General features: G+C 46.6%; 17 protein-coding genes and 1 other annotated feature. Of the genes, 9 read left to right on the top strand and 8 right to left on the bottom strand.

What is annotated here, in order from left to right:
* Positions 1-107 precede the first annotated feature (107 nt).
* The 3 genes from HNR77_RS20575 (at position 108) to HNR77_RS20585 (ending at position 1,032) form a co-directional block, all read left to right on the top strand.
* Positions 108-257 carry a hypothetical protein gene (locus tag HNR77_RS20575; RefSeq protein WP_184188472.1) on the top strand — a complete coding sequence of 50 codons (150 nt, stop codon included), beginning with the start codon at positions 108-110 and terminating at the stop codon, positions 255-257.
* A gap of 189 nt (positions 258-446) precedes the next feature.
* On the top strand, positions 447-668 hold the full coding sequence (locus HNR77_RS20580) for a condensation domain-containing protein (protein ID WP_184188654.1): 222 nt from the start codon (positions 447-449) through the stop codon (positions 666-668).
* A gap of 181 nt (positions 669-849) precedes the next feature.
* Positions 850-1,032, top strand: a complete 183-nt coding sequence (locus HNR77_RS20585) for a YjfB family protein (RefSeq protein ID WP_145401356.1) — start codon at positions 850-852, stop codon at positions 1,030-1,032.
* 170 nt (positions 1,033-1,202) lie between these two features.
* Here HNR77_RS20585 and HNR77_RS20590 read toward each other — a convergent pair whose 3' ends face one another.
* From HNR77_RS20590 to HNR77_RS20605, 4 genes are all read right to left on the bottom strand, one after another.
* On the bottom strand, positions 1,203-1,955 hold the full coding sequence (locus HNR77_RS20590; protein ID WP_184188475.1) for an HAD family hydrolase: 753 nt from the start codon (positions 1,953-1,955) through the stop codon (positions 1,203-1,205).
* A gap of 99 nt (positions 1,956-2,054) precedes the next feature.
* Positions 2,055-3,092 carry a zinc-dependent alcohol dehydrogenase gene (locus HNR77_RS20595; protein WP_184188478.1) on the bottom strand — a complete coding sequence of 346 codons (1,038 nt, stop codon included), beginning with the start codon at positions 3,090-3,092 and terminating at the stop codon, positions 2,055-2,057.
* Positions 3,093-3,157: 65 nt separating this feature from the next.
* Entirely contained in the window at positions 3,158-4,396 is a 1,239-nt protein-coding gene (locus tag HNR77_RS20600; RefSeq protein ID WP_184188496.1) for an aspartate aminotransferase family protein, read from the bottom strand.
* Between the two features lie 118 nt (positions 4,397-4,514).
* Positions 4,515-5,726, bottom strand: coding sequence for an MFS transporter (locus HNR77_RS20605; protein WP_184188499.1), 1,212 nt, complete (start codon positions 5,724-5,726; stop codon positions 4,515-4,517).
* Positions 5,727-6,014: 288 nt separating this feature from the next.
* On the opposite strand from HNR77_RS20605, the gene HNR77_RS20610 reads away from it, so the two are divergent.
* Positions 6,015-6,728, top strand: a complete 714-nt coding sequence (locus HNR77_RS20610; RefSeq protein WP_184188502.1) for a pseudouridine synthase — start codon at positions 6,015-6,017, stop codon at positions 6,726-6,728.
* Positions 6,729-6,885: 157 nt separating this feature from the next.
* Here HNR77_RS20610 and HNR77_RS20615 read toward each other — a convergent pair whose 3' ends face one another.
* Both HNR77_RS20615 and HNR77_RS20620 read right to left on the bottom strand, forming a co-directional pair.
* Complete coding sequence (locus HNR77_RS20615) at positions 6,886-7,827, bottom strand: DMT family transporter (protein ID WP_184188504.1); 942 nt, start codon at positions 7,825-7,827, stop codon at positions 6,886-6,888.
* Entirely contained in the window at positions 7,824-8,675 is an 852-nt protein-coding gene (locus HNR77_RS20620) for an AraC family ligand binding domain-containing protein (protein ID WP_184188507.1), read from the bottom strand. The genes HNR77_RS20615 and HNR77_RS20620 overlap by 4 nt, the downstream gene beginning before the upstream one ends.
* 186 nt (positions 8,676-8,861) lie before the next feature.
* Here HNR77_RS20620 and HNR77_RS20625 point away from each other — a divergent pair, with 186 nt between their 5' ends.
* The 5 genes from HNR77_RS20625 (at position 8,862) to tyrS (ending at position 13,792) form a co-directional block, all read left to right on the top strand.
* Positions 8,862-9,170 carry a Dabb family protein gene (locus HNR77_RS20625; protein WP_184188510.1) on the top strand — a complete coding sequence of 103 codons (309 nt, stop codon included), beginning with the start codon at positions 8,862-8,864 and terminating at the stop codon, positions 9,168-9,170.
* Between the two features lie 155 nt (positions 9,171-9,325).
* Positions 9,326-10,795, top strand: coding sequence for a protein adenylyltransferase SelO (locus tag HNR77_RS20630; RefSeq protein ID WP_184188513.1), 1,470 nt, complete (start codon positions 9,326-9,328; stop codon positions 10,793-10,795).
* Between the two features lie 144 nt (positions 10,796-10,939).
* Positions 10,940-11,365, top strand: a complete 426-nt coding sequence (locus HNR77_RS20635; protein ID WP_184188516.1) for an Imm63 family immunity protein — start codon at positions 10,940-10,942, stop codon at positions 11,363-11,365.
* A complete protein-coding gene (locus tag HNR77_RS20640) occupies positions 11,358-11,804 on the top strand; it encodes a DMP19 family protein (RefSeq protein ID WP_184188519.1) in 447 nt (148 codons plus the stop codon). Before HNR77_RS20635 ends, HNR77_RS20640 begins: the two co-directional genes overlap by 8 nt.
* Before the next feature lie 147 nt (positions 11,805-11,951).
* Positions 11,952-12,193: a binding site (T-box leader), on the top strand.
* 336 nt (positions 12,194-12,529) lie between these two features.
* Positions 12,530-13,792: a tyrosine--tRNA ligase gene (gene tyrS / locus HNR77_RS20645; RefSeq protein ID WP_184188521.1), complete on the top strand. Its 1,263-nt coding sequence runs from the start codon at positions 12,530-12,532 to the stop codon at positions 13,790-13,792.
* 207 nt (positions 13,793-13,999) lie between these two features.
* Here the strand turns inward: tyrS and HNR77_RS20650 are convergent, their stop codons facing one another.
* Both HNR77_RS20650 and HNR77_RS20655 read right to left on the bottom strand, forming a co-directional pair.
* Positions 14,000-14,284: a YxcD family protein gene (locus HNR77_RS20650; RefSeq protein WP_111273688.1), complete on the bottom strand. Its 285-nt coding sequence runs from the start codon at positions 14,282-14,284 to the stop codon at positions 14,000-14,002.
* 5 nt (positions 14,285-14,289) lie between these two features.
* A complete protein-coding gene (locus tag HNR77_RS20655; RefSeq protein ID WP_184188524.1) occupies positions 14,290-14,790 on the bottom strand; it encodes a hypothetical protein in 501 nt (166 codons plus the stop codon).
* Between the last annotated feature and the right edge of the window lie 52 nt (positions 14,791-14,842).

Here is a 14,842-nt window from a genome sequence, read left to right on the forward strand (position 1 = left end):
ATTGCATATCTTACCATGAAAGTTTAATATAAATTTTGAAAACAAGGTATTTATTGGTATTTATTTGACTTGAAGAAAAATTAAATTGAATACATGGAGGATGCCGCATGAGTAATGTTGCTCTTTTGTTTCCTGGACAGGGCTCTCAGATCATCGGGATGGGAAGAGACTTTTCAAACCTTCCGATCCATACGCTTCAAAAAATATGCGAAGAAGTCTCTACAAAAGTGAACATCCTGTCTGTGTTGCTTGTATAAACACGGATCAGCAGTTTGTTATTTCCGGCCATCGCCAAGCCATACAGAAGGTGTTAAAAAGAGCCGAATTTATGGGAATAAAACATGCTTACCTGCAGGTATCCGGTCCATATCATTCTCCCATGATGCAAAGTGCCGCGGAACAATTCAAAATACAATTGAGGCCGAAAAGGTGAAAATCCGCTTGAAATTACGAATGTCGGGGGAACGGAACACAATAGTTTTGATTTTACTTTGATTGTTAAACCCCAGGAGCAAATGAAAATCATATTAAAGTACAATGCCAAGGTGTATGATATCACCACGGTTGAACAGATTCAAAAACACTTTATTGCTATGATTCAACAAGTGGTAATGAACCCGGAAGTGCACATCAACGAACTTGATTTGATAACATCGAAAAGTTATTAATGTATGTAACAACCCAAACCAGCACTGTTTTCAGTGCAACAGCTGTTTGGGTTGTTCTTTTGTTGAAATTTTCAATCCTGGAAGGGAGGATATTTTGATCGGGCTTTAAACAAAGGCTTCCTTCTAACCGATATATATTAAGTACGACTGTATGCGATAAGAAGGAAAGGAGAGGATTACATTGGATATTGCAGCACTGTCAATGGGAATGAGCCAGGCTTCGGTGGCACAGACGGCGAGTCTTCAAGTCATGTCAATGGCCAAAGATATGGCCCAGCAGCAAGGTGAGCAGATGGCGGAGATGTTAAAATCAGTGCCCGCTCCTCACCCCAATCTGGGTGGAAGCTTGGATATTTCCGTATAACCAGGCTCAGATTGCAGTACCATGCAAGCGTTTCGGTTGTTATTAAATATGCAGCAAGCAAAAACCCCGTCCAGCTTCAATTCACAAGAATTGGGGCTGTTCAGGGTTTGTTTTGTCACCGATGAGGTTGGTTTAATTGGTTAAATACATGTTCCGATCTGGTCCGGCAATTAAAGTGAGCTGGATAAGTTCGGCGCAGGGCTCTCAAAAGGCAGCGTATCCTTCATAGTCCACAACTCATCATAACTGGAAACTTGCAGATCGGCGCGGGACAGATTCTGATTTCCTGAGCCTGGATTAAGATAGCCGATACAGCGCATGCCCGCACTTTTTGCAGCCTGAACGCCGTTACGTGAATCTTCTATAACAATACACCGCGCCGGCGATATACCGATCTGTTCGGCTGCCGCAAGAAAAATATCCGGAGCCGGTTTGCCATGCTCAACCTCTTCACCCGTCATGCGTATTTCAAAGTACGGCGCCAATCCTGTTTTGTCCATAATCAGATCAATCAGCGCGCGCGGGGATGAGGAAGCTACAGCAATGGGAATGCGCTGCTCATGCAGCCATTTTACCCATCGTTCCACGCCAGGCATGGCAACAAGTTCAGCGTGAGCAAGCATCTTCTCCATCACATTGTGCTGATGATATGCAACAATTTCTTCCAGCGGTGCCTTGACCTGATATTTGTCAATGACTTGCTCCCACATGGATTCAAGCGTTACCCCGACAAATGAATGATGCTCCTGAACGGTAACGTCTGCACCGAAATAATCAAATGAACTCCGCTCAATCTCGAAATAGATCGGTTCACTGTCAATCAATACGCCATCCATATCAAAAATGACCGCCTGAATGGGCTCATGTCCATCCTCATTGATCAAGTTATCCCGCTGACGTCCACTCTCATGGTTTGCTGTCATGCTGCTTCCTCCTTCTGAATGATGTTCACCTGTATCCTATAATTCTAGTGTATCTGCTTTTAATTCAGCATTCCAGCCTTAAGTCAGAGGATGGGGAGGTTAATTCGATTGCAGCACAACCTTGATGGCGCTGGAAGAAGCCTGCAGCGTGCGCCCTTGTATATCACATCCAAGTGTGCGGAACGCTTCTTCATAATCTTCCAGAGGGAATGAATGTGTAATAATTTTTTTGGCAGGTATAATCTGCTGTTCGATCATGTAATGTGCTGTTGCAAATGTTCCAAGTGAATCGATGGAGCCGATGATTTTCAGACTGCGGTCCACCACTTCCTTCGGATTAAAGGAGGTCGTTCCATCTCGCAAACCAACCAGCATCAAATAGCCGCCGCTCGCGAGCTGGGATAACACCTGGGTGCCTACAACGCCAGTTGTATCCACAATCATATCCACTTGCCCGGTTGAGGGAGCGATGTCTGCAATCGCCTGTTCGAAGGAGGAATGAACCTGCCAGCGGTCTGGTGCTATGGAGCCTGCAATGGCAAGACGTTCTTCCGAGATATCGACAAGACTACCGGTTACCCCTTTGGAAGCAAGCGCATAGCTGTACAAAATGCCAATCGGCCCGGCCCCGAGAATAATGGTTCGGAAATTCGGTAACAGATGAATCTGGTTGATGCCTGTCAGCATACAGCTCAGCGGCTCGGTTAACGTAGCTTCTTCATAACTTACATGGTCTTTTAATTTGTATAAAAAACGATCTTCCGTCACGTAATAATCCGTAAACGTCCCATCTGCACTTACGCCCGTTTCTGTAACGGATTTATGCGTGCAGTGGTTCTGTCTGCCTGTTCTGCACATCTCGCATTGACCACAATAATACGTAGGATCAATGACGACGCGATCTCCTGGCTGCAGGTTGGTAACGGCAGAACCGACAGTGATTACTTCACCTGCGGATTCATGGCCCAGAATGACGGAAGGGGCTGCATGATATTTTCCGCTCACAATGCCCAGATCAGTACCACATACACCGGTTGCTTTGATGCGAACAAGCACCTGGTTATCTCTGGTGATTTCGGGAACAGGCCGTTCCTCCAGCGCAACTTCCCATGCAGATTTATATACTAATGCAAGCATGATCAGACCTCCTAATAATTAATAATTGCTCGGTTCTACTGATGTGTTCAATATGATAAAAATGTTTAATGCACGCTTGCCAGAACCTTGTCCAACCGGTCAACAATCTCTACCAGCTCGTCTTCCGTTGTGGTCAGGGACGGCCGGACTTTAACAACGTTACCAAAGCCATAGCGTGAACTGCGCAGGATCAGGTGCTGGTCTGTAAAAGCGCGGTCAATAATGGCATTGGTCTTTGGCGTATCCGGTTCGTTCTGATCACCGACAATTTCCAGCCCCCACATCAGCCCGACACCGCGGGCTTCACCAATGCTCGGGTATTTCTGTGCAAGCTCTTGCAGCAATCCTCCGAGTAACATGCCTTTGCGTTTCACTGCATCCAGGAAACCGGGTTCAGATACAACTTCCAGCGTGGATTTGGCTGCAGTAACCGAAATGAGATTGCTTCCCGAGGTGAAGGAGTGCTCGTGCTTCTCCAGCACGTTCAACCGGGATTGCATCAGCACAGCAGCCACGGGTACTCCGATGCCGCCCAAACCTTTGGCAAGGGTAATCATGTCGGGACGAATATCAAACAGCTCGCTGGCAAACATGGTGCCTGTCCGACCGATCCCGGTCTGGACTTCATCGGCAATCAGCAGCATGTTGTTCTCATCACATAACTTGCGAAGACGTTGGAAATATCCGAGCGGAGGCATGATGTTGCCGCCATTTCCGAGGATCGGTTCAATGATCATGCAGGCAACGGAGCCTGAACTTGCGTAATCTATCGCATCTGATATCGCTTCAACACATTGATAGCCACATTCTCTGCTCTCGCTTTTGAACGGACAACGGTAACAATACGGGGCGGGTACATGAACCGCATTGGCGGCAGAAGAGTTGGGGAAACGTTTACGTCTGAAGGCATTACCTGAGATGCCTGTTGCAAATTGGGTCTGTCCGTGGTGAGAGAGATACAGGCTGATAATATCCGTTGAGCCAGTATACTTTTGAGCTATTTTCGTTGCGCATTCATTGGCTGTGGACCCGGTAATATCCCGCATCCATCCGGTATTGATATCGTTAGGAGCGTATTCGATCAAGTGATCCAGCACCTCATTGACATAAGGTTCGGTGAAGGAGGAGGACATATGCGTAAGATTGCCGACCTGTTCCTGAATTTTACGGACTACATGCGGGTGATTATAACCCAGTGACAGATTAAACGTGCCCGAGACGCCGTCAAGGTATTCCACACCTGAATCGTCAATCAACTTAATCCCGTTTCCGACGATAAAGCGGTTATTGGTTAAAGTCTGCATGCAATTTCCTCCAATATTTTGGTGTACAAGCTGGGTTAAACTATACGAATTTTTTCCGGATGGGCTGCATCACCCCTTTCAAGGCTTCAAGTGAATGTATTTTGTGATGCGCTGGAATTTATATTTCCTTGGTTTGCTGTGTGAAGGTTGAGCCGAGCATATCCTGTCGAGTGTTCCAGAGATGGGAAAGCAGGAGGGTCAGTAATAAAAGAACGCAGAATCCTGTCAAAATCCAGATGGTGCCAACGACAGGCCATGCACTCATGCTCCACCCGGTTAGATATTGCAAGACTGCACCACCGATGCCGCCGGAAGCGATTAGAATGCTGGTCGTTCTTTCCGTCATACCAGGGATCAGTACGTTGGCATAGACCAGCGCAATACAGAATAGCCCGGACATAAACAGACCTGTACCAAAAATCAGCACGTATGTGACCCATTGACCAGATACAAAAACCATGGACATGGTAAACAGTAAGGTTCCGACCGTGCTCCAGATCAGGAACGGCATATATTGCACGGCTTCAGCAATTTTACCGGAGAAGAGACGGCCCACAATCATCGCGATCCACAGAATAGAAACACTTAGCGAAGCGATGGATTCCGACAGATCCAGACGCTCCACAAGAATGGAGGGCAGGAAATTCATCAGCCCAAGCTCAAGCCCCATATACACAAAGAAAAACACAACAAAGATGGTGAGCAGCCCCAGCTGTTTTTTGGAATAACGGGATTTCTTTTCTGTTCGTTGGTCAGACGTATTCTCTCCGGCTTGTTCCAGATATTGTGCGGCAGAACGCGGCATGCTTACCCACAGCAGCATGAGCATCAAAGCCAGAATCGCAACGGTAAAGAAGGTGAGGTGCCACTGTTCCAGCCAAATAAACAAGGCCGCAGCGGCGGGAATAAGAAGTGCACCCAGTGCGAAGAACACATCGAGCTTGGACATGGCGACGGCTTTCTGGTTCTCTGTAAATTCAATCGTGAAGGCTCCTACGGAAGGTTCGATAATCCCTGAGCCAAAGCCTACGATAACGGTTAACAGCAGCACGATCTCCCATGATGGCAACCAGCCAAGCAGAAGATAAGCTGCCACGATGCAGATCAATGCCAGCGTGAGCATCCATTTGCGACCCATTTTGGCAGTCATGGAGGGAGACAGCAGAACACCGACAAGAAAGCCGAGAAACTGCAAAAACAGCAAAAATCCTCCGTCACTGTAGCCGCGCTCGTAATGTGGCAGTAAAACAGGCAGAAGTGCACCCAGAACTACGCTGGTTATGCCGATTAACAGATAGAAACCGCAGCTTAAAGCGAAGATCGTTCTCAAATGTGTACCTCCTAAATGGATATAAAATTTATAAATTGAAATATATGTTTATTTTCACATCTAATTTATACCATAAATTTGAAAATGTACAAGCTCTTTTTTGTAAAATTATGTTAAAGCTTGGCGAGGTAACGTTTCTCGTTCGCAAAATCTGACATGGATTTTATACTGCACAAGCACGCATTTGCTTCACGAGCCAATCCATGAGAAGATGGAGTTTGGTTTCTGGACGATGACGATGATGAATGATGAAATATCATGGAGTTAAACGAAGAAATGCGGTGAACGATGTTAATCAACAAATACATAAGTGAGACGGGATACTGCTCTCGGAGGGAGACCACAAGGAGAATTGCAGCTGGCAGGATTACGATTAACGGCAAGGTATGTGTAAAGGGAGATACGGTGCAGCCTGGAGACGTTGTGCTTATGGATGGTGAGAGCATCCCACAGCGAAATCCGGAAGCCGTGTATATCCTGTTGAACAAACCCGTTGGCATCGTCTGCACTGCTGCTGAACATGTTGAAGGCAATATCATTCAATACGTCAACTACCCTGCACGCATATTTGCGGTTGGCCGTCTGGATAAAGCGTCGGAGGGGTTGATTCTGCTGACCAATGATGGAGATATTGTGAACAAGATGATGCGCTCAGAGCATAATCATGAAAAAGAGTATATCGTCACTGTAGACAAGCCCATCTCGGATTCATTTGTACAGCAGATGTCAGCGGGTGTGGAGATTTTAAACGTGGTGACCAAGCCTTGTGAAGTACAGAGGCAGAGCGAGCAGGTTTTTCGCATCATTTTGACACAGGGATTGAATTTGCAAATTCGCCGAATGTGTAAGGCACTTGGATACAGGGTGCTGAAGCTGGAGCGGGTTCGCATTATGAACATTACGTTGGATGAGCAGTTAAAACGGGGAGAATGGAGACACTTGCAGAAGCAGGAGCTCGAGCTGTTAATGTCTCGTTTAAATGATCCCGGGTATGAGGAATAATCGAATAAGCGTTTATTCAACGCGGTAGAGATGTCAGAATCGTTCGCACAAGGCTGCGGGGGCTGACAATAAGACAATAAGACACGAACCCATTGAAAGGGGCGTGTCTTTCATTTTTTTAACACACGTTTTTACGTATGTTTACGACAGGAGTGAATCAAGCGTTGCGGTGTAATTTGGATAAAATAAAATTCTTTTTGTTTTTTCCCGAAGTGCTCTCTGAAACATAAGAACCGTAGAGCGTAAGGGATGCGCCCAGAATACTCACCCATGTCAATCGTTCATGAAGAATAAGAGCGGAGGACACCACCGTAACTACTGGCACAACATAGATATACACGCTGGTGTGGATCGCTCCAAGCAGCTTCACAGCTTGATTCCAGGTCACAAAGCACAGAGCAGAAGCGCCTGCGCCAAGGAAGAGCAGATTGGAAATGTTTGAGATGTGATAGAACCGGGCAAGGTTCAGTTCAAAATCAAACAGAAACAGCGCTGGCAGCATGAAGAGCAGGCCGTAGAAAAAAACTTTGCGTGTTGCTCCAATCATATGAACCTTGCGTGAACTGATTTTACGCATCAGCACAGAGTAAATGGCCCATACCACAGGAGCAATGAAGGCAAGCAAATCTCCCACAGGGTTTAGCTGTAACATATAACTGCCGCTGAATGTAACAAGTATGATGCCACATATCGCTATGGCGAATCCGGCCAGGAAGCGGCGGGTTATCTTTTCTCCATCCAGGAAGAAATGGGCAAATACAGCGGTGAAGAACGGAGCGACAGATACGATGATGCCTGCATTGGAAGCTGTTGTATACACCAGGGCAAGATTTTCAATAAGAAAGTATAAGGTTACGCCACATAAGCCTGCACAGATGTATAACGCTTCGTCCCGAATAGATACGATCCACTGAAATCGCGGATAGATAATGCATAAGATGACATACCCGATCAGGAAACGAAACAGCAAAATTTCGATCGGTGTGAAATCCACCAATAACACTTTAGTCGAAACGAAGGTTGTTCCCCAGATCAGGATGGTAAACAAAGCAAGAAGATGTCCGGTAGACCTATGGCTCTGATGACGTATTGAAGTCATTGGATACTCTCCTGCAAGCGAACTGATTCTGAACCGTGATTGAAAATGCGACAGTACTGTTTGGGGGTTAAACCGATCAGTTTTTTGAAAAAGTTAGTGAAATGGCTCTGATCGCTGAAACCTGTCTGTACAGCAACATCAATAGGCTGCAAACCCTGCTCCAGCAGGCGTTTGGCTTGATTAATGCGAATGGTCTCCAGATAGCGGTAGGGGGATATCCCTTTTTGACGAGTGAACAGGCGCAGCAGATGGTATTTACTGATGCCTGAAATCTCGGATAGTTCGTTCAAGGTGATGTTTTCAGCGTAACGGGATTCAATATAACTGCACAGTTGTCTGATCTCAAAAGTAACATGCTGGGCAGGTTCGGGCGGCCCGGGATTACAGCATTCCTTGAGCATCTGATCCAGAAGCAGGAGCAGCAGCTCCTCTTTACAGAAATCAGACTGCTCGTCAAGAATAATCTGATGCAGTTCATGCAGCGAAGGCACAAGCTCACTTTGGTAGAGAACAGGGGCGGTGAAGTGTGGTAAATACGCTTGTCCTGTAATTTCACACACATACTCCTGCATTACCTCAGGCTGAATATTAATACATCGGTAATCCAGCTTGCGCCCATCTACCTGCTCGCAGGCATGCGGGTCATGTGGATTAAAAACGATCATATCCCCGCTGTTTAGTATATATTCTTCATTGTTGCAGACCAGATGCCGTTTGCCCTCTTCAATAAATCCGATCACATAATAGTCGTGAAAATGATTCGGGAACTTCTGCATGATGCCCTCAAATTGATAAGCCTCCAGCTTCAAATCTGTATCATAGACGACAGTTCGAACTTCGCGATTCATGATGCACCTTCTTTCTGGTAAGTTGTCGTTAGTATAACGTGCATGCAAGTCCGCTTTCTTGAACGATATTGCTTATTATACCGAAATGGCGGGATGAGGGAATTCATTTGAGTTCGAAACAGGTTTAATTTAAAATGATGGAGACAGGTCTAGATGTGAAATTGTCTTCTAAGGAGCTGGAACTGGATGTTTGAACACTTGGTCGTTTTCAAGTTTAATGACAAGATTACCCCTGCCAAGCAGCAGGAGTTTGTATCGCAATTGCTTGCGCTTCAGGATCAGATTCCTGGAATTATTGATCTGACTGCCGGAGTGAACATCACCGAAGAGACGGATAAGATTCAAGGTTTTACATTGGGGTTAAGAGTGACATTTGAAGATCAGGAAGCGTTACGCGCATATGGTCCGCATCCTGCACACCAGGCGTTTGTTGCTTCCCTGAACGATTGGGTCGATAATGTGATCGTTATGGATTATCCGATTCCTTCAAGGTAAACGAAAGAGAAGACGAAGGCCAGCAAGAGTCTGCTTGTCAGATATGAAATCAAAACCTTGAAATGTCCATGCGACTACATAAATGAGCATGGGTTCACAAAGGCTACACGAAGATAAACAAAGGAACCCTTTGTTATGAAGGAGGAGTGTGACCCATGAAAAAGAAAGCTGTAGAAGCAGGCTGGAATCTGGAGCACAGCTATGCTGAGCTGCCGCAAGCCTTCTATACAAGCCAAAATGCAGTACCTGTCCAGTCGCCTGAATTGATCATATTGAATAAAACACTGGCCGCCAGCCTTGGATTACAGGCAGATGCACTGGAAAATGCTGAAGGTGCAGCGATTTTCTCAGGCAATACATTGCCCAATGGTGCAAGGCCTCTGGCACAGGCTTACGCAGGCCATCAATTTGGCAATTTTAATATGCTTGGAGATGGACGTGCGCTCCTGCTGGGTGAGCAGATTACCCCGCAAGGAGACAAGTTGGATATTCAGCTAAAAGGATCGGGACGAACACCTTACTCTCGCGGAGGAGACGGACGTGCCGCTGTTGGCCCCATGCTTCGTGAATATATTATCAGTGAAGCAATGCACGGACTGGGAATCCCGACAACACGGAGTCTGGCTGTGGTGTCTACGGGAGAAAGCATTTATCGTGAAACCGAGCGGCCAGGCGCTATTCTCACCCGGGTTGCGGCGAGTCACATCCGTGTAGCTACATTCCAGTATGCTGCAAGGTGGGGGGAGGTAGCGGATTTGCGTGCGTTGGCAAACTATACGCTGCAGCGACATTTTCCACAGATTGAACATAACGAGCAGCGTTACCTGAGGTTGCTTCAGGAAGTGATCCGGCTTCAGGCGCAGCTTGTTTCGAAATGGCAGTGTGTAGGCTTCATTCATGGTGTCATGAACACGGATAACATGGCCATCAGCGGAGAGACGATTGACTACGGACCCTGCGCTTTTATGGATACGTATAATCCTGCAACGGTTTTTAGCTCCATTGATACACAGGGGCGTTATGCTTATGGGAATCAGCCATATATTGCAGGCTGGAATCTGGCGCGTTTTGCAGAAACTCTGCTGCCGCTGCTGCATGATGATGAAGATGAGGCTGTACAGATCGCCCAGGATGCTATTGCACAGTTCTCGGAGTTGTATCATCAATATTGGTTAACGGGAATGCGTGGCAAGCTGGGACTGTTTTCCGAAGAAACAGAAGATGAAGTGCTGGTGAAAGACCTGCTGGAGTTGATGGAAAAGCATGCTGCGGATTACACGAATACTTTTGTAGCGTTGACACTGAACGGATGGGAAAGCTCGGCACTGAGCACGCATTCGGATTCGAATGTCTGGTACGAGCGTTGGCAAGCCAGGTTAGGCAGACAATCAGAATCTGCTGATGCGGTGATGCAGCTAATGAAACGGAGCAATCCTGCCGTTATTCCACGGAATGATCGAGTAGAAGAGGTGCTGGAACGAGCGGAGCAGGATGGAGACTACACGATGCTTCAGCCTTTGCTGGATATTCTCCAGCAGCCGTATGCATATACGCCAGAACAGGAGCAATTTGCTGCCAAGCCTGTGTCATGTGATCCTGCGTATAAGACGTTCTGCGGGACCTGACAGGTACGATGTAAACTACAAAAGGGAGAAAGCTGCCGCAGGGCAGCTTTTTCATTAGAATGTGTCAGAAGAAAGCAGAGAAGGTAGGTGGCCCTCATATCCAAAATTCTAAGTATACAGGAACTCGTAGAAGATCTCCTTTCTTTGTTATCGCGGACGGTGTATCCAAGGGAACAGATGGAGAGTTATGTGAACCGCTTGGGTGAATCATTTAAATGGGAAGGTGTTCCTTACGTCGAGATTGAAGATGACAATTATATCGTTACGATCTATGAACGAGGCGTACCTTCGTTGACTAGAAAGTTGAAGCAGACAGAAGAGGTGTTATACTGGCTGCTGGAGGATATGATTTTCACAGCTGCACATGTCAATCTGCTCAAGGAATATGGCGTCGATAATGTGCATACACATCTTGACTACACAAGTGAAGTGTGGCAGGAAATCGAAAACAACGTTCGAGCGGCTTTTGAAAACATCGGTGATCCGTATCTCTCATGGCATCTTGGCGGCAAACGGCACGAACTGGAAAGTTATCAGCCCAGGAAGAAGGGAGAGCAACGGCATGAGTGAGCAGGATATTCAAGATGTATGGTATGACTATGCAATGTCTTTTGTGGAGAAAAAGAACAGCTCTGAAGGCGGCTGGGCCTCTCTTTCTGTGCATGAACAGGATATTGCGGCCTTGTGGCTGCTTGAGGCTGATGTCTATAATGGCGGGTTCATGCAGTTTTTCTGCAACTGGGGAGAAGAGGCATATCAGTTCGCTTGCCGGGCACTGCATACGATTGGTGCTCATCAGGTGCTAAGCAATATTCAAGAGCAATATGCTTGTTTTGAGACTTTGGCCGATGATGACAGGCTGACTGCACTATGGGACATTCCGCGATATCTTGGAGCTGAACAAGAGCAGCTTCTGGATGAGCTGGATCAGCAGCTGTGGGATAACGAGGACCACGCGGCAGAGAAGGCTTATGCTTATTATCATGACCAGCTTCGGATCGGGTTATAATTCATTGGACTGGCTGAATATTGTCTATTATGACAACGTCTTTTTATATGGAATAGAACTTTTTATTTTTATTGTGCATTGGGTAATCGGAATACTTACGCTTGCATTGCCCATAATGTTCCGCTATACTGGCTATAATTAAATACATGAATTACGTTGATAGAGCGCAGTAGCGGCTTTGTCCCTGTTACAGAAAGTCAGGGGTTGATGGAACCTGATACATACAAGGGCTGCGAATTACACTCTGGAGTACTTGGGTAATGCCAAGCGGATGAGCAAACGATACATTGCTGAAAGTGGTATGGATTACAGTATTTGAGCGTATGAACGTTCAGAGAGGTGATCCATGCAATTTGGGTGGTACCACGGTTATTCTAATCGTCCCTGTGTCTATGAAGACAAGGCGACGATTTTTTTGTGTTCAAAAATGCCGTTGCAATGTCAGTTTCTGCACTATATAAATTGAACTATTTACACTTTAACGGAGAGGACAGAAAAAACCTGAAAAAGCGAAGCGTTCGCCTGAAAGCTCTCTGAAAGAAAGCTGCATCGGAAGCATACGCTTATCACCGGATTTCCCCCTTTGGAAAAGGGATCAAAAAATCTGGGGATAACAGCGATTGGAAGGTTATTCTGTCATCGAAGTGGACGGTGTAAAATCTTCAGTTCAATTTATGTAGAACGTAGGTCATGGTTACATTTTAAGATGAAAAGGGGTTATTTGAATGAACATTATTGACGAACTACAGTGGCGCGATGCCATTAACCAGCAAACGGACGCAGAAGGGCTGCGCGAACTGACAGAGACGAAATCGATCTCCCTGTACTGCGGTGTAGACCCGACAGGTGACAGTATGCATATCGGACACTTGATTCCGTTTATGATGCTGAAACGCTTCCAGCTGGCGGGTCACCGTCCGGTGATTCTGATCGGTGGTGCAACAGGTACGATTGGTGATCCAAGTGGTCGTCAGTCCGAGCGTTCCTTGCAGACGCTGGAACAGGTGCAGGCCAATGTGGACGCGCTGACTGCACAGATGAAAAAGCTGTTTATGACCGAAGGTGACAATCAGGTTCGCATGGTGAACAACTATGACTGGACTCACAAAATTAACATCATTGAGTTCCTGCGTGATTACGGTAAAAACTTTAACCTGAATACAATGCTTGCCAAAGATGTGGTGGCGAGTCGTCTCGAAGGTGGAATCTCGTTTACGGAATTCTCCTACCAGATCCTGCAGTCCCTGGATTATCTGCACCTGTTCCAGACGGAGGATGTACAGCTGCAGATCGGTGGGTCGGATCAGTGGGGCAACATCACCAGCGGTCTGGATCTGATTCGCAAAAAAGAAGGGCCAGAGGCTAAAGCTTTCGGATTAACCATCCCGCTGATGCTGAAGTCAGACGGTACGAAGTTTGGTAAAACAGCTGGCGGCGCGATCTGGCTTGATCCGAACAAAACAACACCGTTTGAGTTCTATCAGTTCTGGGCAAATACGGATGACCGGGATGTCATCAAATACTTGAAATACTTCACCTTCCTGAGTAAAGAAGAGATTGAGGCTTTGGCTGAGAAGGTGGAGACAGAACCGCATAAACGTGAAGCACAGAAGGCACTGGCCGAGGAAATGACCAGGTTTGTTCATGGTGAAGAGATGCTGGAGCAGGCGAAACGTATTACAGCTGCTCTGTTCAGCGGTGATATTCGTTCCCTGACAGCGGATGAGATCGAGCAGGGCTTCAAGGAGATGCCAACCTATGAAACGGACGGCGAGCCTAAAAATATCGTCGATTGGCTGGTGGAGCTGGGTCTGGAGCCGTCCAAACGCCAAGCCCGTGAGGATGTGACCAAAGGCGCAATCTCCATGAACGGTGAGAAAATTACCGAGCTTGATTTTACAGTGTCTGCAGAGCATGCGATCGGTGGCAAGTTCATTATTATCCGCAAAGGTAAAAAGAACTACAGCCTGGTTAAACTTCAAGCCTAGATAAATTGAACTATTCATTTACACGTAAACGGAGAGGACAGAAAAAACCTGAAAAAGCGATGGGAAGGTTGTTCTGTCCTTGGAGTGGACTGTGTAAAATCTTTAGTTCAACTTGTATAGATATCATAACAAAAATACCGTCTCCATCTCTGTCAGATGACAGAGGAGAGACGGTATTTCGTATATCAGGCCAAATGTTTGACCTTTTTAATATTGTTGATTCACAATCGCTGTGATCTCTTCATCGAGATCCAGAGTGACATCTTCACGGTACGCTCGAATGTTGTATTCGCTGTGCAGGTATCGCAGGATCGCTTCAATCATGTTGGACTCGACCAGAAACTGACTGCGGCCTTGAATCCAGACTTCTGCGGAATATCCCGTATCTTCTTCCCAGCTCAACTCCACATTTACATCTGTAGGACGTACGCCTTTACGCTCTGCCATGTGAATGCAGATCGCATTCACAATCTCATCCATACTTAGAACCATAGAGCTTAGTACCGTCCGTTTCTGTTACGGTCATCGTCACGATCATCGCGACGGTCGTAGCGACCATCTGCTGCAGGCTTGCGACGATTTGTGATTGCTCTGAAGAGTGCCATAGCCAGCATAACGATCAGCATAATTGCCGCTACGTTTACGAGCAAGCCGAGAATGTTGCCAAGTGCGCCCATGCCGCCAAACAATCCGCCGAACAGCATACCCGCCAGACCACCCAGCATCATGCCTTTCATAAAACCGCCACCACCGCCAAAGAATCCGCCACGGCTATTTGCCGCTGCACCCGTATTGGACTTGTTACTGGAATTAGACTGACTTACGTTATTGTCTGCTTTCTTAGGGGTATTGGTGTAACTTTTTGTTCCGGATTTGAAACCGCCACCGCCCCGTCTTGCATCAGCACTATCTGGATTGGCAACACCAACGGTTGCGAACAAAAGTGTAAACGCCATGAAAACCATCATCAGATGTTTAATTCCAAATTTTTTCTTCATTGTATAGATCGTAACCCCCTGATTAAATTTGTTTGCTTCACCCAAATATGGG

This window comes from Paenibacillus sp. JGP012, from assembly GCF_014203995.1.
Taxonomy (GTDB): domain Bacteria; phylum Bacillota; class Bacilli; order Paenibacillales; family Paenibacillaceae; genus Paenibacillus; species Paenibacillus silvae.

What these genes read in the sequence shown, in the direction of transcription:
- HNR77_RS20625 (WP_184188510.1), top strand. Translation starts at nt 8,862, where the DNA reads ATGTTTGAACACTTGGTCGTTTTCAAGTTTAATGACAAGATTACCCCT.
- HNR77_RS20595 (WP_184188478.1), bottom strand. Translation starts at nt 3,092, where the DNA reads ATGCTTGCATTAGTATATAAATCTGCATGGGAAGTTGCGCTGGAGGAA.
- HNR77_RS20655 (WP_184188524.1), bottom strand. Translation starts at nt 14,790, where the DNA reads ATGAAGAAAAAATTTGGAATTAAACATCTGATGATGGTTTTCATGGCG.
- tyrS (WP_184188521.1), top strand. Translation starts at nt 12,530, where the DNA reads ATGAACATTATTGACGAACTACAGTGGCGCGATGCCATTAACCAGCAA.
- HNR77_RS20615 (WP_184188504.1), bottom strand. Translation starts at nt 7,827, where the DNA reads ATGACTTCAATACGTCATCAGAGCCATAGGTCTACCGGACATCTTCTT.
- HNR77_RS20630 (WP_184188513.1), top strand. Translation starts at nt 9,326, where the DNA reads ATGAAAAAGAAAGCTGTAGAAGCAGGCTGGAATCTGGAGCACAGCTAT.
- HNR77_RS20590 (WP_184188475.1), bottom strand. Translation starts at nt 1,955, where the DNA reads ATGACAGCAAACCATGAGAGTGGACGTCAGCGGGATAACTTGATCAAT.
- HNR77_RS20650 (WP_111273688.1), bottom strand. Translation starts at nt 14,284, where the DNA reads ATGGTTCTAAGTATGGATGAGATTGTGAATGCGATCTGCATTCACATG.
- HNR77_RS20610 (WP_184188502.1), top strand. Translation starts at nt 6,015, where the DNA reads ATGTTAATCAACAAATACATAAGTGAGACGGGATACTGCTCTCGGAGG.
- HNR77_RS20640 (WP_184188519.1), top strand. Translation starts at nt 11,358, where the DNA reads ATGAGTGAGCAGGATATTCAAGATGTATGGTATGACTATGCAATGTCT.
- HNR77_RS20620 (WP_184188507.1), bottom strand. Translation starts at nt 8,675, where the DNA reads ATGAATCGCGAAGTTCGAACTGTCGTCTATGATACAGATTTGAAGCTG.
- HNR77_RS20575 (WP_184188472.1), top strand. Translation starts at nt 108, where the DNA reads ATGAGTAATGTTGCTCTTTTGTTTCCTGGACAGGGCTCTCAGATCATC.
- HNR77_RS20600 (WP_184188496.1), bottom strand. Translation starts at nt 4,396, where the DNA reads ATGCAGACTTTAACCAATAACCGCTTTATCGTCGGAAACGGGATTAAG.